Raw genomic sequence first — 26,442 nt, 5'->3', positions numbered from 1 at the left:
TTCACATCCGCCGGTGAGCGGGCGGTCGCGTCAGCGCTCCCGGGGCTGGCTTCCCGGGCGGTCGATGTGCACGTTGGTCGACTTCACCCGGGCCGTCGCCAGGACGCCCACTTCGAGGCCGAGTTCCTCCACGGACTCGCGGCTGATCAGCGACACCAGCCGGTGCGGGCCTGACTGGATCTCCACCTGGGCCACGATGTCGTCCATCGTGACGGCGGTGACGATTCCGGCGAACGCGTTCCGTACCGACGTCAGAGCCCCGCCATCGGGCACCGGATGAAGGCCGGCGGCGCGCTCGGTGGCGAAGGACGCCAGGCTGACGCCGTCGATCAGCCGGTTCCCCGAGCTGCCCCGGTCCATCGCGAGGTGACCGCCGTCCGCCCATCGGCGAACGGTCTCCGGGCTCACGGCCAGCAGCTCTGCGGCCTGGCCAATGCTGTACGAAGGCACGTCCGCACTCTAGGCCACAGCGGCGCCACCGTGGTCACACCACGTGACGCATAACTCACCGCCGCTGTCAACAGGACATTTTGGCACGCTAATTGACGAGACGTCAGTCGATCGATATCCGCTTTGCCCTATCGACAGTCTCGTTCCGATTAGCTTAGGCTCACCTAAGTCGGGCTGGGCTGCTCTGTCGGCGCGCCCATCTCGCGTACCTTCCCCGGCGCCTGACAGGCGGCTTTCCCGCACGATGGGAGTGACATGTCACAGGTTCATCCTGGCGACGCACCACTGATCCATGACCTCATCGGAATCGGCTTCGGCCCCTCCAACGTGGCCATGGCGATCGCGCTCAGAGAGCACAACACACGCGTCGGCGGGCAGGAGCCGGTCACCGCTCACTTCTTCGAGCAGCAGCAGAGCTTCGGCTGGCACCGCGGCATGCTGATCGACGACGCCACGATGCAAGTGTCGTTCCTCAAGGACCTGGTGACACTCCGTAACCCGGCCAGCGAGTACAGCTTCCTCTGCTACCTGCAGAGCAAGAACCGGCTGATCGACTTCATCAACCACAAGAACCTCTTCCCGCTGCGCGTCGAGTTCCACGACTACTTCGAGTGGGCCGCGGCCAAGGTCGACGACATGGTCTCCTACGGACACGAGGTCGTCTCCGTGACGCCCTTCGTCCACGACGGCACCGTGGAGTACCTGGATGTCACCGTCCGGTCCGGGGGCGGCCTCGAAATGCACCGGGCCCGCAACCTCGTCATCGGCACCGGGCTGCGCCCGATCCTGCCGGAAGGTGTGCGGCGCGGCGACCGCGTCTGGCACAACTCGGATCTGCTGCGCAAGGTCGACGGTCTGGAGGGCACCTCGCCCGCGCGGTTCGTCGTCGTGGGAGCCGGGCAGAGCGCCGCCGAGAACGTCGCCTACCTGCACCGCCGCTTCCCCGAGGCCGAGGTCTGCGCGGTCTTCTCCCGCTACGGCTACAGCCCCGCCGACGACAGCAGCTTCGCCAACCGGATCTTCGACCCCGGCGCGGTCGACGAGTTCTTCGCCGCGCCCGACAGCGTCAAGAGCAAGCTGATGGACTATCACGGGAACACCAACTACTCCGTGGTGGACATCGACCTGATCGAAGACCTGTACCGGCAGATGTACCGGGAGAAGGTCCTCGGCACCGAGCGCCTCCGCTTCCTCAACGTCTCCCGCGTCACCGACGTCGAGGAGCGGCCCGACAGCGTACGTACCACCGTGAAGTCCCTCGTCACCGGCGAGGAGACACCTCTGGACGCCGATATCGTTGTCTTCGCCACCGGCTACAGCCCCGCCGACCCGCTCGGCCTCCTCGGTGAGGTCGCCGACCGCTGCCTGCTCGACGACGAGGGCCGCGTCCGGGTCGAGCGCGACTACCGCATCGCCACCGACCCCGCCCTGAACTGCGGAATCTACCTGCAGGGCGGTACGGAGCACACGCACGGCATCACCACGTCCCTGCTCTCCAACACCGCGATACGCGTCGGCGAGATCCTGGACTCGCTGCTGGACCGGAGCGTCAAGTCCACCTCCGACGAGGCCGGCCCGGTCACCGACGGCACCGGCAGCGCCGTCGCGTAGCCGCCGTACGGGCGCACCCGGACGCGGGTGCGCCCTCCGCGCCGTCCCAGAACGTCCGGTTGATCAGTGGGGATAACGTACGTCCATATGAGCACGACTGCAGTTGAGCGCCCCGCGCCCAGGGGCGCGACAGAGGTCCGCCGCGGGCGGGTTGTGGGGTTGGGGACGCTGGTGGCGCTCCTCGCGCTCGTCGCGGCCCTGTCGTTGGCCGTGGGAGCCCGTGCGCTCAGCCCCGCCGAGGTCTGGCACGGGCTGTTCGCGGCACCGGACTCCGACCAACGGCTCACCGAGATCCGCCTCATCGTGCAGACCGTCCGAGTGCCCCGGACCGTCCTCGCGATCGTGGCGGGCATCGCCCTGGGCGTCGGCGGTGCGCTGATCCAGGGGTACACACGTAACCCCATCGCGGACACGGGCCTGTTGGGCGTGAACAGCGGTGCCTCGTTCGCCGTGGTGTCGGCGATCGCCGTGTTCGGCCTCACCGACCCGTTCCACTACGTCTGGTTCGCCTTCGTGGGAGCTGCGGTGGCCGGCGTCGTCGTCTTCGGCCTGGCGAGCATCGGCAGGGGGGCGGGCAACCCGCTGACGCTCGCCCTGGCCGGGCAGGGGATCACGGTCTTCCTCATGGCGATGACCACCGCGGTCGCGCTGACCGACCAGAAGTCGCTGAACGCGCTGCGGTTCTTCAGCGCGGGCTCGGTGGCCGGGGTGGGGTTCGACGTCATCTGGCCGGTGACCGGGTTCATCGCCGTCGGGCTCGTCCTGGCCCTCAGCATGCTGCCCTCCCTCAACCTGCTCAACCTGGGCGACGACGTGGCGCGCGGGCTCGGCGTGAACATCGTGCTCAGCCGGGCCGTCGGCATCGTCGCCATCACCCTGCTGGCGGGCGCGGCCACGGCGGCGTGCGGCCCCATCGCCTTTCTCGGGCTCATGGTCGCCCATGTGGCCCGGTACATGACGGGGCCCGACTACCGCTGGCTGGTGCCGTACGCGGGTCTGCTCGGGGCCGTCATCCTGCTGGCCTGCGACATCGTCGGGCGCCTGGTGGTGCGGCCCGGTGAGCTGGAACCGGGGGTCTTGGTCGCCCTCATCGGCGCACCGTTCTTCGCGGTCCTGGTGTGGCGAGGGAAGTTCAAGAGCGCATGAACAGACAAGAGAGCATGAGTAGGACAGACCTGAACCCGGCCGGCACGAACCCGTCCCTCTCGCCGGGTGTGCGGTTCGGTCAGGTGTCGTTCGTCTGGCGGCCCTGGCTCGTCCTCGTCACGCTGGTGCTGGCGGCCTCCGCCTTCCTGGTGTTCTGCCTCTCCATCGCCGTCGGGGACTTCCCCATCGGCCTGTCCCGGGTGATCGCCACGCTGCTGGGCCAGGGCGAACAGGTCGACGAGTTCGTCGTGATGGACCTGCGGATGCCGCGCGCCCTGGCCGGACTCGTCGTGGGCATCGCCCTGGGGGTGTCCGGGGCGATCACCCAGTCCGTCGCCCGCAATCCGCTCGCCAGCCCCGACATCCTCGGGATCACCAGCGGGGCCAGCGCGGTCGCGGTCTTCCTGGTGACGGTGTCCGGCGGGGCCGCCGCGGCGGTCGTCGGGTCGGTGGGGCTGTCGGCGGCGGCGCTCCTGGGCGGCCTCGGTACGGGGCTGCTGGTCTACTTCCTGGCGTGGCGGCGCGGGATCGACGGCTTCCGGCTCATCCTCATCGGCATCTCGGTGAGCGCGGTGATGCAGGCGCTCACGACCTGGCTGCTGGTGTCCGCCGACATCAGGGACGTGGCCCGGGCCCAGGCGTGGCTGGTCGGTTCGCTGGACGGTCGGTCGTGGGACGAGGTGCAGATCGCGTTCTGGGGGTCGCTGGTCCTGCTCGTGGTGGTGGCCGCCGCCGCGTTCTCGTTCAAGCCGATGCACCTAGGTGACGACGTGGCCGCCGGCCTGGGCGTCCGCTACACCAGGGTGCGGGCCGTCCTCCTGCTGTGCGCGGTGCTGCTGGCCGCCGTCGCGGTGAGCGCCGCGGGCCCCGTCCCGTTCGTCGCGCTGGTGGCGCCCCAGGTGGCGATGCGGCTGGCGAGGTGTCCGACGCCGCCGATGGCGGCCTCCGGTGTGCTGGGTGCGCTGCTGCTGATCGGTTCGGATCTCATCGCGCGGACTGCGCTGCCGGTCACCCTTCCGGTCGGCGTGGTCACCGCCGCGATCGGCGGCCCGTTCCTCGTCTACCTGCTGGTACGGGCGAACCTCCGCCGGACCGGCCCTTAGGGCGTGGGCGAACTCCCTCCGGACGTAATAAGGTTAGGTGAGCCTAAACTCAAGGGGTGGTTGTGGTCGCGCAGTTCATCACCGAGACCCGGTCCGAGGCCGGTGACGTGCCGCGTCTGGCGGCGCGGGGCGTCACTGTCGGCTACGGCGGCCGGGCGGTCATCGACGACCTGGACGTGGCGATCCCCTCGGGGGTGGTCACCACGATCATCGGTCCCAACGGCTGTGGGAAGTCGACACTGCTGCGCACCCTGACCCGTCTGCTCAAGCCGGCCGGCGGGACGGTCGCGCTGGACGGCGAGGACATCGCCAAGCTCAGGACCCGGGACGTGGCGAAGAAGCTCGGCCTGCTGCCGCAGGCGCCCGTGGCGCCCGAGGGCCTGACGGTGGGGGACCTGGTCGCCCGGGGGCGCCATCCGCACCAGAGCTGGCTGCGGCAGTGGTCCTCGGACGACGCCGAGGTCGTGGAGCGCGCGCTGGCCATGACCGGGGTGGCCGACCTGGCCGACCGTCCCGTCGACTCGCTCTCCGGCGGCCAGCGCCAGCGGGTCTGGATCTCGATGACCCTGGCCCAGGGCACCGACCTGCTGCTCCTGGACGAGCCGACCACCTATCTGGACCTCGCGCACGCGATCGACGTACTCGACCTGGTGGACGACCTGCACGAGTCGGGGTGCACCGTGGTCATGGTGCTGCACGACCTCAACCTCGCCACGCGCTACAGCGACAACCTCATCGTGATGCGGGCGGGCTCGATCCTGGCGCAGGGGCACCCGCGTGACGTGATCACCGCCGAGCTGCTGCACGAGGCCTTCGGGCTGCGGGCCAAGGTGATCGACGATCCGGTGGGCGACCGTCCGCTCATCGTCCCGATCGGACGTACGCACGTCCACCTCGAACCGGTGAGCGACACCCTGGTGAAGTAGGCCTGTTCCAGAGGTACTTGGCGGCTGTCTGATACATGATCCAAGCGTGGGAAAGTTCTAAGTAAGGCTAGGCTCACCTCACTTGGGCGGGATAAGGTTTGCTCGCCCTCATTCAGGGGCGCAGTGGACAGCGCGAAAGCAAGGGATTCCGGATGCTTCTCCATCGAACGACGCTCGCTCAGCCGTGGCGGCGGCTGGCCGCGGCACTCTCCGTCGCGACCCTCGGCGTCGGCCCCCTCGCCGGATGCGGTTCCGACACGGAGCCGAAGAAGAGCGACGACGCCCCGGCCGCCGAAGCCGGCGCGTTCCCGGTCACGGTGGAGCACGCGTTCGGATCCACGAAGGTCGAGAAGGCCCCCAAGCGGGTCGTCTCCGTGGGCTACACGGACGACCAGGCCATCCTGGCCTTCGGCATCAAGCCGGTCGGCATGGTCGACCAGTACCCGAACCCGGTCGGCCAGACCCCCGACATCAACACCCAGTGGCCCTGGGTGAAGGACAAGTGGGGCGAGACCCGTCCCGAGGTCATCATGAACAACGGTGACGCGGGCCCCAACTACGAGAAGATCGCCTCCCTGCGGCCGGACCTGATCATCGCGGTCTACTCCGAGGTCGACCAGGCCGCCTACGACAAGCTCTCCAAGATCGCGCCCACCGTCGGCCGCACCAAGGCCGAGAAGGAGCCCTTCAGCGCTCCGTGGCAGGACAACGCGGTCCACATCGCCAAGGCGCTCGGCAAGGAGTCCGAGGGCAAGGAGCTGGTGAAGGGCATCCAGGACAAGCTCGACACGGCCAAGAAGGACAACCCCGCCTTCGCCGGGCAGAAGGCCGTCGCGCTCTCCTGGTACAAGGGCGCGGTGTACCCGTTCACCTCGACCGATGTGCGCGGTCAGCTGCTCACCGGTTCCGGCTTCGGCTACCAGACCGAGATCGACAAGATCGCCGACGGCAAGTTCTCCACCGAGCTCTCGCCCGAGCGCATCGACCTGATCGACGTCGACCGCATCTTCGTCATCAACGACAAGGCGGACACGGAGGCGCTCAAGAAGTTCGAGCTCTTCGCCAACCTGCCCGCCGTCAAGGACGGCAAGGTCTCCTACCTCCTGGACAGCGAGGGCCCGGCCATCGGTGCCGCCATGTCCCAGGGCACGCTGCTCTCCCTGCCGTACGCGATCGACGAGCTGGTCAAGGCGGCCAAGTAGCGATGACGGCCGGGCAGCCCTCCCCCCACCGAGAACTGGCGATCGCGTGACTGTCACCGACATCCCTCCGCCCCCGACGAAGCTGCGTACGGCGACGGGGAGGGAGGCCACCGGCTGGGTGGCGGAACACTGCCGCCGAGCCCCGTGGCTGACCTTCTCCACCGTGCTCACCACCGTGGCCGGCGCGGCACTCCAAGTGGTCCCCGTGCTCCTGCTGGGCCGGGTGGTCGACGGGGTGGTCGATGGCGAGTCGCGCTCGGTGCTCGTCACCGTCGGGGTGCTGATGGGGGCCGCCGCGCTGCTCGGCGCGGCGGCCACCGCGGCCTCCACGTACCTGATCGGGCGGCTGGGGGCGGAGCTGCTGGCGCAGTTGCGGGAGAGCGCCGTACGGGCCGTGCTCGGGATGCCGAGCACGCGCGTCGAACAGGTCGGCCGGGGCGATGTGCTCTCCCGGGTCGGTGACGACGTGGCCGTCCTCTCCAAGGGCATCCGGCAGGCCATCCCGACGGTGTTCTCGGCCGGGGTGCTGGTGGCCATCGCCACGCTCGGCATGTTCGGCCTGGACTGGCGGCTCGGCCTGGCCGGTGCCTGCGCCCTGCCCGCGTACGCCCTCGCGCTGCGCTGGTACCTGCCCCGGTCCGCCCCCCTCTACCGCAAGCAGCGCATCGCCCAGGCCGACCGCGCGCAGGCGCTGATCAGCGGCCTCAACGGGATCGACACCGTACGGGCGTACCGCCTGGAGGGCGACGTCCGGGAGAAGGTCACCGCCGAGTCGTGGCGGGTGCGCAACCTCGGCGTCGAGGTCTTCCGGTTCTTCGGCCGGTTCGTCGGCCGGGAGAACCGGGCCGAGTTCATCGGCCTCGTCCTGATCCTGGTGGTGGGATACGCCCTGCTGGAGGCGGATGCCGCCACGCTCGGCGAGGTGTCGGCCGCCCCGCTGATGTTCCACCGGCTGTTCACCCCGCTGGGCGCCATCATGTTCACCTTCGACGAGGCGCAGAAGTCCGGCGCCAGCCTCACGCGCCTGGTCGGGGTCCTGGGGGAGCCGGCCGAGGAGCGGCTGGTGGGCGACGCGTCCGTCGCCCGCGCCGAGGCCGTACCGTACGCGGTGACCGTGGAGGAGCTGACGTTCAGCTATCCGGACACCGAGGAACCCGTCCTGCGGAACGTGAACCTGGCTATCCCGGCCGGCGGTTCGCTGGCGCTGGTGGGCGCGACCGGTGCCGGAAAGTCGACCCTGGCCGCGCTGATCGCCGGCATAGGGACCCCGCAGACCGGAACCGTACGCATCGGCTCCTGGGACCTCGCCGGACTCGACGAGGCCGCGGCACGCTCCCTGGTGAGCATCCTGACCCAGGAGACGCACGTGTTCTCCGGGCCGCTCGCCGACGACCTGCGCCTCGCCGCTCCCGAGGCGAGCGACGAGCAGTTGACGGACGCGCTGCGGACCGTCGGCGCCGACGGGTGGGTCGAGCTGCTGCCCGGCGGACTGCACGCCCCGGTCGGCGAGGGCGGCGAGCGCCTCGATGTGACGAAGGTCGCACAAGTCGCCCTGGCCCGTATGGTGTTGAGCCGCTCCCCGGTGGTCGTCCTCGACGAGTCGACCGCCGAGGCGGGCAGTGAGGGCGCCGCCGAGCTGGAGCGTGCCGTCCTGGCCGCCTGTGCGGGCCGTACCACGCTCTTCGTGGCCCACCGACTGACCCAGGCGATGGCGGCGGACCGGATCGCCGTGCTCGACGCGGGGCGTGTGGTGGAGGAGGGGACACACGAGGAACTGGTGGCCCTGGGGGGCATGTACGCACGCTTGTGGCGCGCTTGGCGCGAGGGTAGTTAGGGCAACCTCAGTAAGGTTAGGCTGACTTGATCGCCTTGGAAGGGTGCTGAGTTCTCGATGACGGAACCAACCGCTCCGCGTGTACTGCTCTCTCCCGCCCACTTCACCGATGTACGCCGGCGCATCGGCGACTACGGCGACCGGACCATCGCCGAAGCGTCCGCCATCGCTCTGGCGTACTGGGCGACCGGGGCCGGGCCCGACGGCATCGACCTCACCCCCGGCACCTCGTTCGCCGATGTCCTCGGCTGGGTCGACAACGGCGGGGGCGGAAGCCCGGGTTGGGAGGTCGGAGCGGACGGCCTGAGCATCACACTCCCCGACGGCGTCCGGCCGGACGAAGCGCAGCTCGCCCTGGACGACCTGGCCGGCTTCCCGGACCGGCCCGTCGGCACCATCGGCCCCTCCAGCATCGCGGCACGGATCGAGACCCTGGCCCGGTGGAACGACAACCGGGCCGACCGCGTCCGCCCGACCGTCATGGAGCTGTTCCGCGAGCAGGCCCGCGCCCGGCCGGACGCCGTCGCGATCGTCGACGAGCACCGAACCCTGACGTACCATCAATCGGCTGAGCTGTCGGCCCAGTTGGCCCACCACCTGACCGAACGCGGTCTCGGTGCCGAACAGGTCGTCGGGATCTCCCTCGGCCGCTCCGCCGACATGGTCATCGGCCTCCTCGCCGTACTCCAGGCCGGGTGCGCGTTCGTCCCGCTCGATCCGCAGTGGCCCGCCGCCCGCAGGGCCGTCGTCATCGAGGACGCGGGGGTCGTGCTCCAGCTCAACAGCTCGGGCGCGTCCGACGGAGCCGAGCCGGACGCCGTCGCCGTCGACCTCGGCGACTGGGGCTTCGGCTCCTACCCCGCCGAGGCGCCCGAGGCGGCCGTCCCCGCCACCTCACTGGCGTACGTCATCTTCACCTCCGGTTCGACCGGTCGGCCCAAGGGCGCGATGATCCGCCACGAGGCGATCAGCGAGCGCCTGCTGTGGCAGCGGGAGGAGATCCTGCGGTTCGGCCACGACGACGCGTCGCTGTTCAAGGCGCCCCTCTCCTTCGACATCTCCATCAACGAGATCTTCCTGCCGCTCGTCTCCGGCGGCCGGCTGGTGATCCTGCGGCCCGGCGGCGAACGCGACCCGCACCACCTGCTCAGCGTCATCGCCGAGCAGCGCGTCACCTTCACCTACCTGGTCTCCTCCATGCTCGACGTCCTCCTGGAGATCGAGGCCGGCTCCGGCCGCCTCGACAGCCTGCGCCACGTCTGGTGCGGCGGCGAGGTGCTGACCCCGGAGCTGTACGAGCGGTTCCGCACCCGGCTCGACATCCCCATGTACCACGGCTACGGCCCCGCCGAGACGACCATCGGGGTCTCCCACGTCATCTACCGGGGCGAGGCCGAGCGCCTGTCGACCTCGATCGGCCGGGCCAACCCCAACACCCAGCTCTACGTGCTGGACGACGAACTGCGTCCGGTCCCGTTCGGCGTCGGCGGCGAACTGTACGTGGGCGGGCTCCTCCTGGGACGCGGATACGTCGGGGCCCCCGGCCTCACCGCCTCCCGGTTCGTCGCCAACCCCTTCGCCTCCGACGGCTCCCGGCTGTACCGGACCGGCGACCTGGCCCGGTACGCCCCGGACGGGTCGCTGGACTTCCTCGGCCGGGCCGACAACCAGATCAAGATCCGCGGGATGCGGCTGGAGATCGAGGACGTCGAGGCATCCCTCGCCGAGCACCCCCGCGTCCGGCACACCTGCGTCGTCGCCCGGAAGAACAGCGCGGGCGGCACCTACCTCCTGGGCTACGTCATCCCCGCCACCGGCGGTGAGGAGCTCACGGCCGACGAGGTCACGGCCTGGGCCACCGCCCACATGGTCGAGTACATGGTCCCCGCCCACCTCGTCGTCCTCACCGAGTTCCCGCTCACCGCCAACGGAAAGATCGACCGAGCCGCCCTGCCGGAACCCTCCCGGCCCACCGGCGGCCTCGCGGCACCCGCCACCGAGAACGAGCGCCTGGTCTGCGCGGCGGTCGCGGCCGTGCTGCGGGTGGACGAGGTCGGCGTCGACCAGGACTTCTTCCAGCTCGGCGGCGACAGCATCCTGGCGATCTCCCTGCTCAGCACATTGCGGGACGCGGGCCTCCATGTGACGGCACGCCAGATCTTCACCCGCAGCACCGTCGGGGCACTGGCGGCGGTGGCGAGCCGCGACGACGTCTCCACCGTGGACCACGCCGACACCCCGACCGGCTCCGTCGTAGGGTCGCCCATCGTGCAGTGGCTCGGCGAGACCACCGACGCGATCGACGGCTTCGTCCAGTCGGTCGTCCTGAACACCCCGCCGGAGCTGACCCCCGATGCGCTCGACGCCGTCCTCACCGCCGTGCTCGACCGCCACGACATGCTCCGCGCCCGGCTGGTGCGCGGCGAGCGCTGGAGCTTCGACATCCTGCAGGCCGGGCAGTCCGTCGCCGGGCAGTCCATCGTCGGGCAGTCCGTCGTCGGGTGGGATGAGAGCGACGGGCCGCTGGAGGAGTGCGTCGAACGCGCCACCGAAGGGCTCGACCCGGACAACGGGGTCATGCTCCGCGCAGTCTGGCGCCGTACGGAACACCAACTCGTCCTGGTCGCCCACCATGTGGTGATCGACGGCGTGTCCTGGCGGATCCTCATGGACGACCTGGCCACGGCCTGGCGGCAGCACTCCACCGGCGCCCCCGTCGAACTCCCGCCCGCCGGTACGTCGTTCAGGCGCTGGACCCAGTTGCTCGGGCGCGCCCCCTTCGACGCGGACCGCACGTACTTCCAGCGCGCCCTGCCCGGGGAGGACGCACCGATCGGCAGGCGCGCCCTCACCGGGGCCGACACCGTGGCCCGGGAGCGGACCCGGACCTTCTCCATCGGCCCCGGGGAGACGGCCGCCCTGCTGGGGGAGATCCCCGCCAAGTTCCACGCGGGCGTCAACGACGTCCTGCTCACCGCCCTGGCCGTCGCCCTCGCCCGGTGGCGCCGCGACCGGGGGCAGGAGCAGACCTTCGCCCACATCGAGCTGGAAGGGCACGGCCGCGAGGGGCGGTTCGTGGCCGACGCGGTCGGCTTTGAACCCGAACTGTCGCGTACGGTCGGCTGGTTCACCACCCTCTTCCCGGTGACCGTGGACCCCGGCGCCGCCCCCGACCTCACCGACCCCGCTTACCTCACCGCCGCCCTCAAGGCGGTCAAGGAAGACCTCGCCCGGGTCCCCAGCAACGGCCTCTCCTACGGCGCCCTGCGCTACCTCACCGACACCGAACTCAGCGCGCCCGCACCCCAGGTGCTCTTCAACTACCTGGGCCGGTTCGACGCCGGCGCCGCCGGACACTGGCAGCTCGCGGGCGCCACCGGACAGTTGGGCGAGAAGCGCGACCCCAGAATGCGCCTGCCGCGTGCCCTGGAGTTCAACGCGATCGCCGAACCCGGCGCCGACGGCGCGTACGAGCTGGTCACCACCCTCTCCTGGCCCGAGGGCGTGTTCACCGACGCGGACATCGCCACCCTCGGCGCGTACTTCGGCTCGGCCCTGGCGGCCCTCGCCGCGCTGGAGGAGGGCGGCCGCACCCCCAGCGACTTCCCGCTGGTGGAGCTCACCCAGGCCGACGTCGACGACCTGGACAGCGCGGAGCTCCGGGACATCCTGCCGCTGACGCCGTTGCAGGAGGGCCTCTACTTCCACTCGGTCTTCGACGACGACGCCACCGGCAGCTACGTCGAGCAGCAACTGCTCACGCTGGAGGGCGAGGTGGACGCCGCCCGGCTCGCGACTGCCGCCACCCGGCTGCTCACGCTCTACCCCAACCTGGCCGCCCGCTTCACGGCCCTCGCCGACGGCCGGGTCGTCTCCGTCGTCGAGAGCGGCACCCGGGCGCCCTTCACCACCCTGGACCGCCCCGGCATCACCGACGACGAGATCCGCGACCTGGCCGAGCAGGACCGCCGCTCCGGGTTCGACCTCGCCACCGGCCCCCTGATGCGCTACACCCTCATCCGCGCCGGAGCCGGCCGCACCGTCCTGGTGCAGACCGTGCACCACATCATCGCCGACGGCTGGTCCGTCCCGCCGATGCTCCGCGCCCTGCTGGCCGAATACCACGCACCGGGCTCCGTGTACCCGCTCGGCGGCTACCGCGACTACGTCGGCTGGCTGGCCGGGCAGGACCAGGACGAGAGCGACCGGGTGTGGCGCGACGAGCTCGCGGAGCTGCCCGGCCCCTCCCTGGTCGCCGAAGGGCACACCCCCTCCGAGCGGTTCGCCGACATCGCGGCCGAGCCCGCCGACGACATCGACATCGCCGCCCGGTCGGCCGGCGTACCCGTGAGCGTGGCCGTACACAGCGCGTGGGCGGTGACCCTGGGCGGCCTCCTGCACGGCCGGGACGTCGTCTTCGGCTCCACCGTCTCCGGGCGCGACGCCGAGGTCCCGGGCATCCGGGACATGGTGGGCCTGTTCATCAACACCATTCCCGTACGGGCCCGTTGGGCCGCCACCGACACCGCGTACGACCTGCTCACCGCGGTGAAGGACCACCAGAGCGCGGTGCTGGCACACCAGCACGTGTCGCTGGCCAGGATCGGCCGGCAGGCCGGCGCGGGCTCGCTCTTCGACACCCTGGTGGTGTTCGACGTCGCGACCGACGTGGACGCCCTGCGCGGCCCCACCGACACCCTCGCCATCACCGGGATCGTCAACGAGGGTGCCCCGCACTACCCGTTGACGCTCGTCGTCGAGCGGGCCGGCGACGGCCGCCCGCGCTTCAACCTGATCTACGACGGGGAGTTGCTGCGCCGGGAGAGCGCCGAGGCGATCCTGCACACGTTCACCCGGACCCTCACCGAGCTGCTGAGCCGCCCCGACGCCCGGGTCGACGAGCTGGCCCGGGCGGCGGACCGGGTCCCGGAGCGGGTCGCGCCGACGACCCTGGGCGAGCTGTTCGACGCCGCCGCCCACCGCGACCCGTCGGCCAGGGCCGTGACCCAGTGCGCCCTGGACGGCGCCGACCGGTCCCTTACCTACGGCGAGCTGGCCGCCGCCAAGGACGCGTCGGCCGCCGTCCTGCGCGCGGCCGGAGTGGGCCCCGGGCAGCGGGTCGCCGTCGCCGTCCCGCGCTCCCTGGAGCAGGTCGTCGCCCTGGTCGCCGTCGTCACCGCCGGAGGCGCGTACGTACCGCTCGACCTCGCCTACCCGGACGAGCGGCTGGAGTACATCCTCGCCGACTCCGCCCCGCAGGTCGTCCTCGTGGACCGGGACCAGCGCGACCGCTTCACCCGGCTCCTGGAGAAGGCGGGCGTGGCTGCGCGGGTGCTCGTCCAGGGGGAGGAGGACCCGCCCGCCGACCGTACCGCCGCACCCGTGGTGAGCCCGCAGGACCCGGCGTACGTCATCTACACCTCCGGCTCCACCGGCCGGCCCAAGGGCGTCGTCGTCCCGCACTCCGCGGTCGCGACGCTCCTCGCCAACACCCGGCCGGACATGGGCTTCGGGCCGCACGACGTCTGGGTCCAGTTCCACTCCTTCTCCTTCGACTTCGCCGTCTGGGAGCTGTGGGGCGCCCTCGCGCACGGCGGCGAACTGCTCGTCCCCGATTACGCGTTGACGCGTTCGCCCGTCGACTTCCACCGGCTGGTCCGCGAGCGCGGCGTGACCGTGCTCAACCAGACCCCGTCCGCCTTCCACCAGTTCATCGAGGCCGACCTGCACGCCGGTGAACCGGTCCCGGCGCTGCGGCGCGTCATCTTCGGCGGTGAGGCGCTGGACCTCGGCCGGCTGCGCGGCTGGGTCGAGCGGCACGGGACCGGCTCGCCCGAGCTGGTCAACATGTACGGCATCACCGAGACCACCGTCCATGTCACCCACCGGGTGCTGACGGACGAGGACTTCGCCCGCTCCACCGACATCAGCCCGATAGGCGGCCCGATTCCCGGTCTGGCCACCTATCTGCTCGACGACCGGCTCCGGCCGGTGCCGCCGGGCCGGGTGGGTGCCATCTATGTGGCGGGCGATCAGGTGTCCCTCGGTTACCTGGGGCGCCCCGGACTCACCGCCGGCCGCTTCGTCGCGAACCCGTTCGCCGGCGACGGCTCCCGGATGTACCACACCGGGGACCTCGCCCGCCGGACGCTCGACGGCGAGCTGGAGTTCGCGGGCCGCGCCGACGACCAGGTGCAGTTGAAGGGGTTCCGGGTCGAGCTCGGCGAAGTCGAGGGAGCGATCAGGGGGCTGGCCGGTGTCGTCGATGTGGCCGTCACCGTGGCGGACAGCGGCGACCACCTCGTGGCGCACCTCGTGGGAGAGGCGCCCGCCGACCTCACCGCCCTGCTCTCCGCCAGGCTGCCCGTCCACATGGTTCCGGGCCGCGTCCTGCCGCTCGACGCGCTGCCGCTGACGGTCAACGGCAAGCTGGACCGCAAGGCCCTCACCGAGCGCGCGGCCGCCGCCACGCGACAGGACGGACCGACAGCCCCGAGCGGCTCCCAACTCGCTTCTTTGGTCGGTATCTTCGCCGAGACGCTGCCCGACGCCGCCGTGGACGCCGACACCGACTTCTTCGGCGCCGGAGGCGACAGCATCGTCGCCATCACCCTGATCAACCGGGCCCGCGCCCTCGGCCTCCCGATCGCACCCCGGGACGTCTTCCTCCTCAAGACCCCGCGCGCCCTCGCCGCCCACCTGGCCACCCGCACCCCCGAGGCCGCGCCGACACCGCCCACCCGGCGCGAGGACGGCCCGCTGCCGCTCACGCCGATCATCCTGCGCCAACGGGAGCTGGGCGGCTCGCTGACCCGGTTCGCCCAGGCCAGGACACTGGTGGTGGCCGACGGCACCGGCCTCGCGGACATCCGGCGGGCCGCGAACGCGGTCGTGGCCGCCCATCCGGCCCTCCGGCTGCGGCTGCGCGTCGAGCACGGCGTATGGGCCCTGCGCACCGAACCCGCCCGCGAGGCCACGGTCACCTCACCCGACACCGCCGACGCGACGGCCGCCGCGAACGAGGCGGCCGGGCGGCTCGACCCGGAGGCCGGAGACCTCATCGCGTTCTCCTGGCTGGCGGCGAGCCGCACCCTGGCCGTCACCGTGCACCACCTCGCCGTCGACGCGGTGTCCTGGCTGATCCTTCTGGACGACCTGACCACCGCCCTGAGCGGCTCCGTCCTCCCGCCGCCGACCACGCCGTACGCCGAGTACGCCGAAGCCCTCGCCGTACGGTCGGCCGAGTCCGCCGACGGCCTCGGCCACTGGCTCACCACCCTCCAGGCGCCACCCCTGCTGGCGGCGCCCACGGACACGACCAGGCCCACGGAGCTGCGCGAGATCACCGCCGTCCTCCCGCCCGACGTCAGCGACCTCGTGACGCGCACCGCCCCCGCGGCCCTGGGCGTCGGCCTCACCGAGCTGCTCTGCGGCGCCCTGCGCACCGCGCTGACCCACATCCAGCCCACCCCCTCCGACCTGGTGATCGACCTGGAGCGCCACGGCCGGGTCCCGGCGCGGGAGCACCACGACTACACCCGCACCGTCGGCTGGTTCACCTCCATCGCCCCCGTACGGCTCACCCCGCACACCGACCCGGTGGCCGCCGCCCGCGAGATCGCCGACCGCCAGCCGGACGAGGAGGGGCACGTCGCGTACGGCCGACTCCGCTATCTCAACCCGCAGACGGCCCCCCTCCTCACCGCCCACCCCCAGGTCCTCTTCAACTACCTCGGCCGGGGCGGCGAGTCGCAGGTCCTCCACGTCACCGGCGGCGAGCATCCCAGCCCGTACGCCGTCGAGGTCAACGCCTGGACCGACGGCGCCACCGGCAGCCTGCACGCCGCCTTCACCCTCGCCGGGTCCATCCCCGACACGCTCACCGAGCACTGGCTCACCGCCCTGACGCAGCTCGGGAACGCCTCCGCCACCGCCGAACGCACCGCACCGGTCACCCCCCTCCAGCGCGGCCTCTTCTTCCAGGCCCAGATGGCGGGCGCGGCCGGACACTACGTCGCGCAGAGCTGGTTCACCTTCGACCGGCGCCTCGACACGGACGCCTTGGCCGAGGCGATGGCATACGTCATCGGTCGCCACCCGGTCGTCGGCGCGGGCTTCACCACCGACGACGACGGCAACCCGGTCCAGCTCCTCAAGGCGGGCCGCCGGGTCGATGTCCGCACGGTCGAACTGACCACGGACGCCGAGGTGGACGACCTGCGCACCCGCGACCGCGAGCGCGGCTTCGACCCCGGGGAGCCGCCGCTCATCCGGGTGACCGTCGTGCGGCTGCCGGACGGCCGGGACGGGCTGCTGCTCAGCTACCACCTGCTGCTCTGGGACGGCTGGTCCCGCGAGATCGTGCTGCGCGACCTGTTCGACGCGTACGAGGCCGTCGTCGCCGGCGAGCCGTGGGACGCGGCCCCGGCGGTGCCGGGCTTCGAGGAGTACGCCCGGGCGCTCGCCGCCAAGGACTCCGCCGTATCGGAACGCTTCTGGGCGGACCACCTGACCGGCCTGTCCGGACCGACGCTGCTCGCCGGACCGGCCCCGGCCCTCAGCGCGGAGCTGCCCGAGCCGCTCGTAAGGACGCTCTCCGCCGAGCTGACGGACCTGCTGAAGGAGGCCGCCCGCGTCCACGGCGTCACCCTCAACTCGGTGCTGGCCGGTGCCTTCGGCCTCCTGCTCGGGGCCCGTACCGGGCGCGGCGACGCCGTTTTCGGCGTCACCGTCTCGGGCCGGGAGGGCGAGGGCCACGGTGACATCGTCGGCGTCCTGCTGAACACCGTGCCGATGTGGACCCGGGCCCGGCCCGAGGAGACGGTCGGCGCGTATCTGTCCGGTGTGCAGGCGGCCCGGGTGGCGGCCATGGACCACGAGCACCTCGGGCTCGGCGAGATCCAGCGGGCCAGCGGGCACGACACCCTGTTCGACAACCTCTTCGTGCTCCAGAACTTCCTGGACCTGGACGCCTTCGCCGCGATGAACGCCCGCCACGGCATCACCTCCGTCCGGGCGGACGACTCCACGCACTACCCGTACACCTGGGTCGTCACGCCGGGTGAACGGCTCACCGTCAAGCTGGAGCACCGCCACGGCGACCCCGGCTCCGCCCGCCTGTTGCTGGACGACTACCTGCGGGTGCTGGAGGACGTGGCGCGCTCGACGACGGGGCGGATGGGCGCTCTGCGGGGACTGGGACCGGACCCCGAGCCCGCCGAACGCACGGACATCGGTACGGACACCGTCGTCGACCGCTTCGACCTGGCGGCCGACCGCCATCCGGAGCGGATCGCCCTCGTCGCCGACGGCGCGACGATGACCTTCGCCCAACTCCGCGACCGCAGCCGGGCCGTGGCGGGTGTGCTCGCGCAGCGGGGGATCGGTCCGGAGACGGCCGTGGCCCTGGCGATCCCGCGTTCGCCCGACTGGATCGCGGCGCTGTTCGCCGTCCTGCGGGTCGGTGCCGCGTACGTCCCGCTGGAACTGGACCACCCGGACGAGCGGATCGCGACCATCATCGAGGACTCGCGGCCCGAGGTGACCCTCACCGTGAGCAGCGTGTCGCCCCGGCTGACCGGCGAGCTGATCGAACTGGACCGCCCGCTGCCGGCCGCCGAGCCGTACGTGACGTTCGCCCCCGACGATCCGGACCGGCTGCGCCACCCCGCGTACACGATCTACACCTCAGGATCGACCGGGAAGCCCAAGGGCGTGGTGACCGAGTACGCCGGCCTCACCAACATGCTGATCAACCACCAGCGCCGCATCTTCGAGCCGGTCCTCGCCGAGCACGGCCACCGGACCTTCCGGATCGCGCACACCGTGTCGTTCGCCTTCGACATGTCGTGGGAGGAGCTGCTCTGGCTCGCCGACGGCCACGAAGTCCACATCTGCGACGAGGAGTTGCGCCGCGACGCACCCCGGCTCGTCGAGTACTGCGGTGAGCACGCGATCGACGTCATCAACGTGACCCCGACCTACGCCCAGCAGCTCATCGCCGAAGGGCTGCTGGACCACCCGCACCAGCGGCCCCCGCTCGTGCTGCTGGGCGGTGAGGCCGTCACCCCGACGCTGTGGCAGCGGCTCGCCGAGACCGAGGGCACGGTCGGCTACAACCTGTACGGGCCCACCGAGTACACCATCAACACCCTCGGCGTCGGCACCTTCGAATGCCTCGACCCGGTGGTGGGCGTGGCGATCGACAACACCGAGGTGTACGTCCTCGACCCCTGGCTACGGCCGCTGCCCGACGGGGCCCCCGGTGAGCTGTACGTGGCGGGCGTCGGCATCGCCCGCGGCTACCTGGGGCAGAGCGCCCAGACCGCGCACCGCTTCGTCGCCTGCCCGTTCGGCGCGCCCGGCGAGCGCATGTACCGGACGGGGGACCTGGTGATCCGCCGGCCGGACGGGAACATCGTCTATCTGGGCCGTACCGACCAGCAGGTCAAGATCCGCGGACACCGGGTCGAACTGGGCGAGGTGGAGGCCGTGTTCGCCGCCCATCCGGCGGTGCGGTTCGTCGCCGCGGTCGCCCAGCCCGACCCGCAGGTCGACGGCGCCTACCGGCTGGCCGCCTATCTGGTGCTGGAGGGAGCCGAGTTGGCGGCGGTAGCCGGTGAAGTCGGCTCCGGGATGCCGGACTTCCTGCGCCCGACCCACTTCGCCCAGGTCGACAGCATCCCGCTCACCGTGAACGGGAAGGCTGACACCAAGGCGCTGCCCGAGGCGCGGCCGCTCGGCGCGCTGACCACGGCGGGGGAGCGCGGACCTTCGAGCGAGACCGAGACCGTGGTCTGCGAGTTCTTCGCCGAGGCACTGGACCTGGACGACGACGAGGTGAGCGCGGTGAGCGACTTCGTGTCCCTCGGAGGGCACTCCATGCTGGCGGTGCGGCTGATCGGGCTGCTCCGCCGCGAGTACGGTCCAGTGATCACGATCCGTGATCTGTTCACCCTGCGAACCCCGGAAGCGATCGCCCGCCACCTCGATGAAGAATGACACGCCTGATGGAACTGACAAGGCTGATGAAAACTGACACGCCTGATGACAACTGACACGCAGCGGTCCCGCCCGGGGGCCGCCATCCTGCGGACCGCTCTGCGCCGCAACATCGGCGCCATGATCGCGGGTACGGTCCTCATGGGCCTGTACCAGGCGGCGGAGACCGCGTTCCCCATCGCGCTCGGGCTGATCGTCGAGCACACGATGCAGGACCGGAGCCTCGGCTCGCTCGGGCTGTCGATCGGCTCGCTCGCCGTGATCATCACGACGGTCTCGCTGTCGTGGCGGTTCGGTATGCGGGTGCTCCAGAAGGCCAACACGACCGAGGCGCACCGCTGGCGGGTCCAGGTGGCCGCCTGCGGGCTCCAGCCGGTGGCCAGGGACGATGTGGACGGGCTGAAGTCCGGCGAGATCCTCACCATCGCCACCGAGGACGCCGACCAGACCGCCGACATCATCGAGGTGGTGCCGCTGCTGGTCAGCTCCCTGGTCGCGGTGGTCGTCGCCGCGGTCGCGCTGAGCCTGGCCGACATACGGCTCGGCCTGCTGGTGATCGTGGGGACCGTCGGCATCCTGTCGATCCTCGCGGTGATGTCCCAGCGGATCGGCTCCAGCACCCAGGAGCAGCAGGCCAAGGTGGCGCGGGCCGGGGCCAAGGTCGCCGACCTCATCATCGGCCTGCGCCCGCTCCACGGCTTCGGCGGCAACCACGCGGCGTTCGGCTCCTACCGCAGGGTCAGCACCGACGCCAAGCGGCAGGCGATCACCGTCGCCAAGGTGAACGGCGCGTACGCGGGCACCGCGCTGGCCCTCAACGCGGTCCTCGCCGCCGCCGTCTCGCTGACGGCGGGCTGGCTGGCGTTCGAGGGCCGGATCTCCATCGGTGAACTGGTCATGGCCGTGGGCCTCGCGCAGTTCATCATGGAACCGCTGAAGATGTTCTCGGAGATGCCCAAGTACGTGATGATCGCCCGCGCCTCCGCCGAGCGCATGGCGCTGGTGCTCTCCGCCCCGCCGGTGACGGTCCCGGGCCCCGAACGGCCGGCACCGGGCGGTGACCTGGAGGTCGACGGCGTCCGCCACGGCACCCTGCGCGGGCTGAAGTTCACCGTGGCCGCCGGGGAGTTCGTGGCGATCGCCCCCTACCAGCCGCGCGCGGCGGCCGACCTCGTCGCCGTACTCGCCGTGAACGCCGCGCCACCCGCGTACGAGGGAGTGGTCCGGCTCGGCGGGCAGGAGCTCGCGGACCTGTCGGTCGAGGCCGTCCGTGAAACCCTGCTGGTCAACCCGTACGACGCGGAGATCTTCGGCGGCACCCTCCGGACGAACATCGACCCTTCGGGCAGCAGCCGTACGCTCCCCGAGGCCGTCGAGGCGTCCATGCTGACCGATGTCGTCGCCCTCCACCGCGACGGGCTCGACTACGCGGTCCGCGACCGGGGGGCGAACCTCTCCGGCGGGCAGCGCCAGCGGCTCTCCCTGGCCCGTGCGCTGGCCGCCGACACCGACGTCCTGGTCCTGCACAACCCGACCACCGCCGTCGACGCGGTCACCGAGCAGCTCATCGCCCGCAACATCGCCAAACTGCGCCGGGGCCGCACCACGCTCGTGATCACCAGCAGCCCGGCGCTCCTGGACGCGGCGGACCGCGTGCTCGTCCTGGACGACGGGGTCATCACCGCCGAGGACACCCACCGCAACCTGCTCGCGGGCGACGAGGCGTACTGCCTGGCCGTGGCCCGGTGAGCCACCGGCGGGGGCGGTCGCCGCCCCCGCCGGTCCTCGCCCCGCCGGTCCTCGCCCTCCCGCCGGTGCTCAGCCCAGCGCCCAGGCGACATCCCTCAGCAGGGCCTGCCGCCAGCCCGCCCGGTCGTGGTCCGACGCGGACCGCGAGACCCGCACCGTCGCCCCGGCCCGCTCGGTGAGCGACTCGGCCAGCTCGCAGTGGGGCAGCATCCTTCTCTCGTGCTCCCCCACGTCGAACGCACAGCGTAGCGAGGACAAGTCCGGCCCCCGGAGCAGGAGTTCGGCCATACTCCCGCCGACGGGACCGCCCAGCGGGTCCGCCGACCCCTCGGCGCCGGGCGCCCACCAGAACGACCCCGACTGGCAGGCGATACGGGAGACCAGCTCCGGGAACTCCAGCGCCGCGTACAGCGCGCTCAGCCCGCCCAGGCTCTGCCCCGCGACCACCAGCCGGTCCAGGTCGGCCCGTACCCCGGATCCGGCCACCAGCGGCAGCAGTTCGTCCCGGACCGCCTCCCACAGCTCGGGGCGGCAGGCGAACTCGGCCTCCCGGTCCTTGGCCGGGAGGAAGACCAGCGTGACGGGTTCCAGCTCGCCGGCGGCCACGGCGGAGTCGAACGCGGTCATCGCCGGGTGCAGGTACAGCCAGTCGTCCCCGTCGAGCAGCAGGACCACCGGCCCGCCGCCCGCGACCGGGTGGACGCGCACGGTCCGCCGCCCGCCGAGCCGCTCGCTGCTCCACCGCAGCCGGGTGTCGGGGAGGGGCAGGATGTCGTCCGGGCCGAGGGCGGGCCAGTGCGGCTGGGGCGGGGCGTCCGGGGTCGCGGCGATGGAGCGGTCGCCGCCCGCCCCGGCCGGGTTGAGCGGATCGGCGTGGCCCTCGCCGCCCACGAGGAACCGGTAGGTCACCCGCAGCCGGGCGGGCATGGGCACCTCGGCGTACCAGCAGTCCGTGGCGGCCCACCGCCGCAGGGGGAGGGGCCCCGACCAGCTCTCGAAGTCGAGGTCGGCGGGAGACCCCCGCCAGAGGAACAGCGTCAGCCAGCCGTCGTCGGCGGGGACCGAGCAGGGCGCCCGCGCCGCGGTCCAGAACGCGTCGGTGCCGGGCTTGCCGGGAAGCCCGAAGGCGGCGAAGGGGCTCTCGGCGTCGGCTGCTTCGGGGGCGGTCATGGCCGACCGGGGAGGCCGGGGAGGCCGTGGGCCGGGAGCCGGGTGAGCAGGCGCATGAACGTCTCCTGGTGAGAAGGGAGGGGGTTCGCTCTGGGTAAGGCGAGCCTAACCCGGAGATCCTCTCCACTCCAGGGGCGCTCCGGCCCTGGGGCGTTCCGCGCTGCGAGCCGTACGGGCTCTCGCTAGCGTGGGCGTGCGGAGCCCCGCCCCCACAAGCAGACGAGCAGACGAGCAGAAGGGCCTCACGATGGACCGACCACCGCACACGGCGAGAGGCGACATCGGCCGACGCGTCGCGGCGCGTCGCCTCCAGCTCGACCTGTCCCGGCAGGACGTGGCGCTGAGGGCGGGCGCCGCACCCGGCTACATCCAGTACGTGGAGGAGCAGTCCGCGACCCCCACCATCGGCTTCCTGCTCCGGCTCGCCGACGCCCTGGAGACAACCGTCCAGGAGCTGACCGGCGGGACGGTGGACCTGCCGGCCGGGCTCGGCCGGGCGGCCCGGGGGGCCCGGATGGCCGAACTCGACGAGACCGAATGCCGGGCCCTGCTCGGTGACCACGGCGTGGGGCGGGTGGCGCTGAACGACGGCGACGGGCCGGTCGTCCTGCCGGTGAACTACCAGGTGGTCGACGGCGAGGTCATGTTCAGTACGGGGGACAGCTCCCCGCTCGCCGGAGCGGCCGGCACGCGGATCGCGTTCGAGACCGACCACATCGACGACGCCTTCAGCAAGGGCTGGAGCGTCCTGCTGGTGGGAACCGTACGCGTCGTGGAGGACGAGGACGAGGCGCGTCGGCTCAGGGAGACGGCGTACTCGGCCCCCTGGGCGGGGGAAGGGCGTGAGCACGTCATGGTCCTCGTGCCCCGCCGCATCACCGGGCGCAGGATCGTCGTGGACGACGCCCCGGGGGACGCCGGCTGAACCCGGTGACACCGGGCGGGGCGGCCGCGACGGGTGGGACGGCGGGCGCGGGTCACTCGAAGGGGACGACGGCGACCGGCGCCGGGCTGTGGTGGATCACGGCGTGCGCGACATGGCCGAGGTGCGGGCCCACCGGGGAGCGCCGGCTGCGCCGCCCTACGACCAGCAGACCGGCGCTCCGGGACGCGTCGACGAGCGCGGCCGCCGCCGGCCCGACCACCGCCTGCTCCGTCACCCGGACGGCCGGGAACTTGGACCGCCAGGGCCGCACCATCCCGGCCAGCCCCTCGGTGGCCTTCCGGCCGAGGCCGCTGCCGACGGCCGGGTCGAGGATCGCGGTGTGCCCGTAGGCCGGGGACGGGGACCAGCTGTGGAGGATCCGCAGTTCCTCGTCCCTGCGCGCGGCCTCACCGAAGGCGAAGGCGAGCAGCGGGTCGCACGGCTGCTCGATGTCGACGCCCAGGACGATGCCGGAGCCGACGTTTCCGGAGTCGGCGGCTCCGGGGCCGGCGTCTTCTGAGCCGGCGTCGTCGGAGCCCGCCCCGGACGAGGACGCACCCGACCGTACGAGTACCACCGGCCGCCGCGCCCGGCCGACGACGGCGAGCGAGACCGAGCCGATCAGGAAGCCGACGACACCGCCGAGCCCGCGCGACCCCAGCACGGTCACCTCGGCCTCGTTCGCGGCGTCGGTCAGTTCGGCGGGGGCACGGCCGCGGGCCATCTCGGTGGTCACGTCGAGGCCGGGCCGGTCGTCCCTGACCCGGTCGGCGGTGGCGTGCAGCAGGGTCCCGTACCGCTCGACCAGTGATTCGGCGGAGAGCACCGGCACCTCCGCGGTGACCGGCCACTCCTCCACATGGATGAGGTGGAGCGGGACGTCGAGCAGGGAGGCCTCCTCCGCGGCCCACAGCGCGGCCGCCAGGCTCTCGGGGGACTCGTCCATTCCGACGGTGACGTGGGGGGTCATGGCCAGGGCCTCCTCGGTGCGCGGGGCTCCGGGTGCGGAACCCCGCGTCCAGCCTCCCCGGGGCGGCGCCCGCCGGGCGAGGGTCCGAGAGGGCCGGATCGGGGCCGAAGGGCCCATGCACCGGGGTGGTGCTCCGGTGCGACCGTGGAGGGGCAGCCCCTGAGCCCCCGGGGCCACCCTGATCCCTCAGACCACCCCGCCCCTCCGGGGCCACCCCGCCCCCCCCGGCCACCCCGACCCCCCGGCCACCCCCGAGGAGGAGCCATGACCAGCGACCTTCCCGACCCCGCGGAACTCGACGCCGTCGTCGTCGGAGTCGACGCGTCCCCGCCGGCCAGGACAGCCGCCCTGTGGGCAGCCGCCGAGGCGGACCTCCGTGGGCAGCCGCTCACGATCGTCCACGCCGCCGACCTCGAGGGGCGCTCCGTCCTCACGTCGGCCGAGACCCTCCAGGCCCTGTGGGACGCGGCGAGCGACGTGCTGGCCGAGACCGCCGACGCCGTACGGGAGGCGTACCCGGACCTCGTCGTGACGAAGGAGCTCAGCCGTGGCGACGCGGTGGCCTCACTGCACGCGGCGGCCGGCGACCGGGGCACGATCGTGGTGGGTAGCAGGGGGCTCGGCGGCTTCGCCTCACTGACGCTCGGTTCCGTCGGACTGGGCGTGGCCGCGCGCACCGAGGTGCCGGTGATCGTCGTACGGGGCGAGCCCGACCGGGCGGCGACCGGGGTGGTCACGGCGGCCGTGCACGGCACGTCCGACCTCGACTGGCTGCTGACCGCCGCCGCCGAGGCGCGCGTCCGCAACGCGTCGCTGCGGCTGCTGAGCGTCAGCAATGTGCTGACCTACGTCGGCCGGTTCACCACCATGCTCGACAGCATCGGGGAGATCACCGAGGAGAAGGTGCACGAGACGGCCGCCATGGCCGACCGGATACGCACGAGCTACCCCGGCCTCACCGTCACCCACGACGTCGAGACCGGGACCAGCGTGCCCGGAATCCTCGTCGAGGCCACGTCCATCACCGACCTGCTGGTCATGGGCGCCAGGCACCGGGTGATCGGGGACGGTTCCGCGCTGGGCCGGGTGGCCCACGCCCTGCTGCACCACGGGCACTGCCCCGTCCAGATCGTCCCGCCCGGCTACGCGGCGACGGACGGCGACGGCGGCTGAACGAAGCGACGGCGGCTGAACGAAGCCCTGCTCCACGGCTCACTCCACGCTTCATTTCGTTCCACGCTTCATTCCACGGTCAGAACCTCACCGACCGGCCGCCGTGGCGTGGCCACTCCCCGCGGGCCGTAGCCGAACCGGAACACCATGTGGACGAAGCCGGTCAGGGAGCCGGGCTCGCGGGTCAGCGCGCGGAGTTCGGGCCATTCCAGGGGCTGCGACATCAGCGAGGTCGACAGCCCGTCGAGGGTGGCCTGCAGGAGTACGCGCTCCATGGCCTGCCCCGCCCGCAGCCAGTCGGCCGGGGAGTCGTCCATCGTGCCCAGGAGCGCGATCTGCGGCCGCGTCTCGAAGGCGGCGACGGCCCGGCCGGGCAGGTCGCGCGGTGCGTCGAAGTCCCGGGCGGGGGCGCTCACCCCGTACTGCCGGGGGCCGAGGGCGTACGACGGTATGCCCTCGGTGGCCGGCCCCTCCCCGGCCTTGCCCGTACGGGTCCAGGAGGCGATCTCCTCGCGCAGCGCGGCGTCGGCCGACTCGAAGAGCGCGGCGTCGCGCACCAGGTCCAGGACGGCGTCCGAGTGCCAGGACCCCGGCACGATCAGCCGGCACCCCTCCAGGAGGGCGGCACCGCGGAGCCCGTCGACGATCTCCCCCGGGATCCGCTCGTCGGAGAAGGGGAAGCGGCTGGTGTGCCGCTGCCGCAGGGCGGGGAACAGGTCCGCCGGGTCCGGGCCCGGGCCCGCCGGATCGGGCTCCTGGAGTACGACATCGGCCAGGTGCCAGGGGTCGCGGGGATCGGGCAGCAGCTCGATGGCGGTGTCCCACCCGTGGTGGGCGGCGGACACCCGCAGATTGAACAGGGCGGCCCCGCATCCCAGGTGCAGCCCGCGCCCGTCCGGGTCACCGGCCGGCAGCGAGCGCGACGGGTCGCCGTACAGGGCGAGAACCCAGGTGCCCGTGCGATGGACGAACCTCCAGGGCTGGGCGTTGTGCATGGACGGGGCGGTGACGGCGTCCTCGACCAGCGAGGTCACGGTCTCCACGAGATGGTCGGTGGTGGGCATGGCTTCCTCTCCGGTGCTCCCTCGGCTCCAGCGTCCCGCCGGGCAGGCACCGCGCAGCAGGGGCCGAACGGCCCTGCCCACGGTCCGAACGGGGCCCCTTTGAGCACCCAGGGACCAC

14 protein-coding genes are annotated in these 26,442 nt (G+C 72.2%); 10 read left to right on the top strand and 4 right to left on the bottom strand.

Annotated features, from left to right (window positions below; genetic code table 11):
- Positions 1–30: 30 nt before the first annotated feature.
- Positions 31–450 carry a TOBE domain-containing protein gene (locus ACFWRT_RS28670; protein WP_380953312.1) on the bottom strand — a complete coding sequence of 140 codons (420 nt, stop codon included), beginning with the start codon at positions 448–450 and terminating at the stop codon, positions 31–33.
- A gap of 255 nt (positions 451–705) precedes the next feature.
- Here ACFWRT_RS28670 and ACFWRT_RS28665 point away from each other — a divergent pair, with 255 nt between their 5' ends.
- The 8 genes from ACFWRT_RS28665 (at position 706) to ACFWRT_RS28630 (ending at position 21,022) form a co-directional block, all read left to right on the top strand.
- Positions 706–2,061 carry a lysine N(6)-hydroxylase/L-ornithine N(5)-oxygenase family protein gene (locus ACFWRT_RS28665; RefSeq protein ID WP_380953313.1) on the top strand — a complete coding sequence of 452 codons (1,356 nt, stop codon included), beginning with the start codon at positions 706–708 and terminating at the stop codon, positions 2,059–2,061.
- 87 nt (positions 2,062–2,148) lie between these two features.
- Positions 2,149–3,207 (top strand): FecCD family ABC transporter permease, encoded by a 1,059-nt coding sequence (locus ACFWRT_RS28660; protein ID WP_380953314.1) that lies wholly within the window; start codon positions 2,149–2,151, stop codon positions 3,205–3,207.
- A 14-nt stretch (positions 3,208–3,221) separates the two neighbouring features.
- Complete coding sequence (locus tag ACFWRT_RS28655) at positions 3,222–4,310, top strand: FecCD family ABC transporter permease (protein ID WP_380953315.1); 1,089 nt, start codon at positions 3,222–3,224, stop codon at positions 4,308–4,310.
- A gap of 62 nt (positions 4,311–4,372) precedes the next feature.
- Positions 4,373–5,236 carry an ABC transporter ATP-binding protein gene (locus ACFWRT_RS28650; protein WP_380953358.1) on the top strand — a complete coding sequence of 288 codons (864 nt, stop codon included), beginning with the start codon at positions 4,373–4,375 and terminating at the stop codon, positions 5,234–5,236.
- 152 nt (positions 5,237–5,388) lie between these two features.
- Positions 5,389–6,438 (top strand): ABC transporter substrate-binding protein, encoded by a 1,050-nt coding sequence (locus ACFWRT_RS28645; RefSeq protein ID WP_380953316.1) that lies wholly within the window; start codon positions 5,389–5,391, stop codon positions 6,436–6,438.
- 46 nt (positions 6,439–6,484) lie between these two features.
- On the top strand, positions 6,485–8,272 hold the full coding sequence (locus tag ACFWRT_RS28640; RefSeq protein ID WP_380953317.1) for an ABC transporter ATP-binding protein: 1,788 nt from the start codon (positions 6,485–6,487) through the stop codon (positions 8,270–8,272).
- Between the two features lie 57 nt (positions 8,273–8,329).
- On the top strand, positions 8,330–19,273 hold the full coding sequence (locus ACFWRT_RS28635; protein ID WP_380953318.1) for a non-ribosomal peptide synthetase: 10,944 nt from the start codon (positions 8,330–8,332) through the stop codon (positions 19,271–19,273).
- Positions 19,274–19,315: 42 nt separating this feature from the next.
- Positions 19,316–21,022: an ABC transporter ATP-binding protein gene (locus ACFWRT_RS28630; protein WP_380953359.1), complete on the top strand. Its 1,707-nt coding sequence runs from the start codon at positions 19,316–19,318 to the stop codon at positions 21,020–21,022.
- Between the two features lie 69 nt (positions 21,023–21,091).
- Here ACFWRT_RS28630 and ACFWRT_RS28625 read toward each other — a convergent pair whose 3' ends face one another.
- Positions 21,092–22,192: an alpha/beta hydrolase-fold protein gene (locus tag ACFWRT_RS28625; protein ID WP_380953319.1), complete on the bottom strand. Its 1,101-nt coding sequence runs from the start codon at positions 22,190–22,192 to the stop codon at positions 21,092–21,094.
- Between the two features lie 247 nt (positions 22,193–22,439).
- On the opposite strand from ACFWRT_RS28625, the gene ACFWRT_RS28620 reads away from it, so the two are divergent.
- Positions 22,440–23,117, top strand: a complete 678-nt coding sequence (locus ACFWRT_RS28620) for a helix-turn-helix domain-containing protein (RefSeq protein WP_380953320.1) — start codon at positions 22,440–22,442, stop codon at positions 23,115–23,117.
- 52 nt (positions 23,118–23,169) lie between these two features.
- Here the strand turns inward: ACFWRT_RS28620 and ACFWRT_RS28615 are convergent, their stop codons facing one another.
- Positions 23,170–24,087 carry a universal stress protein gene (locus ACFWRT_RS28615; RefSeq protein ID WP_380953321.1) on the bottom strand — a complete coding sequence of 306 codons (918 nt, stop codon included), beginning with the start codon at positions 24,085–24,087 and terminating at the stop codon, positions 23,170–23,172.
- Between the two features lie 264 nt (positions 24,088–24,351).
- On the opposite strand from ACFWRT_RS28615, the gene ACFWRT_RS28610 reads away from it, so the two are divergent.
- On the top strand, positions 24,352–25,260 hold the full coding sequence (locus ACFWRT_RS28610) for a universal stress protein (protein WP_380953322.1): 909 nt from the start codon (positions 24,352–24,354) through the stop codon (positions 25,258–25,260).
- Between the two features lie 68 nt (positions 25,261–25,328).
- Here the strand turns inward: ACFWRT_RS28610 and ACFWRT_RS28605 are convergent, their stop codons facing one another.
- Positions 25,329–26,324 carry an Acg family FMN-binding oxidoreductase gene (locus ACFWRT_RS28605; RefSeq protein ID WP_380953323.1) on the bottom strand — a complete coding sequence of 332 codons (996 nt, stop codon included), beginning with the start codon at positions 26,322–26,324 and terminating at the stop codon, positions 25,329–25,331.
- Between the last annotated feature and the right edge of the window lie 118 nt (positions 26,325–26,442).

It is taken from the genome of Streptomyces cyaneofuscatus (assembly GCF_042718795.1).
Taxonomy (GTDB): Bacteria; Actinomycetota; Actinomycetes; order Streptomycetales; family Streptomycetaceae; genus Streptomyces; species Streptomyces cyaneofuscatus_A.
This window is presented reverse-complemented; position numbering and strand designations above follow the sequence as displayed.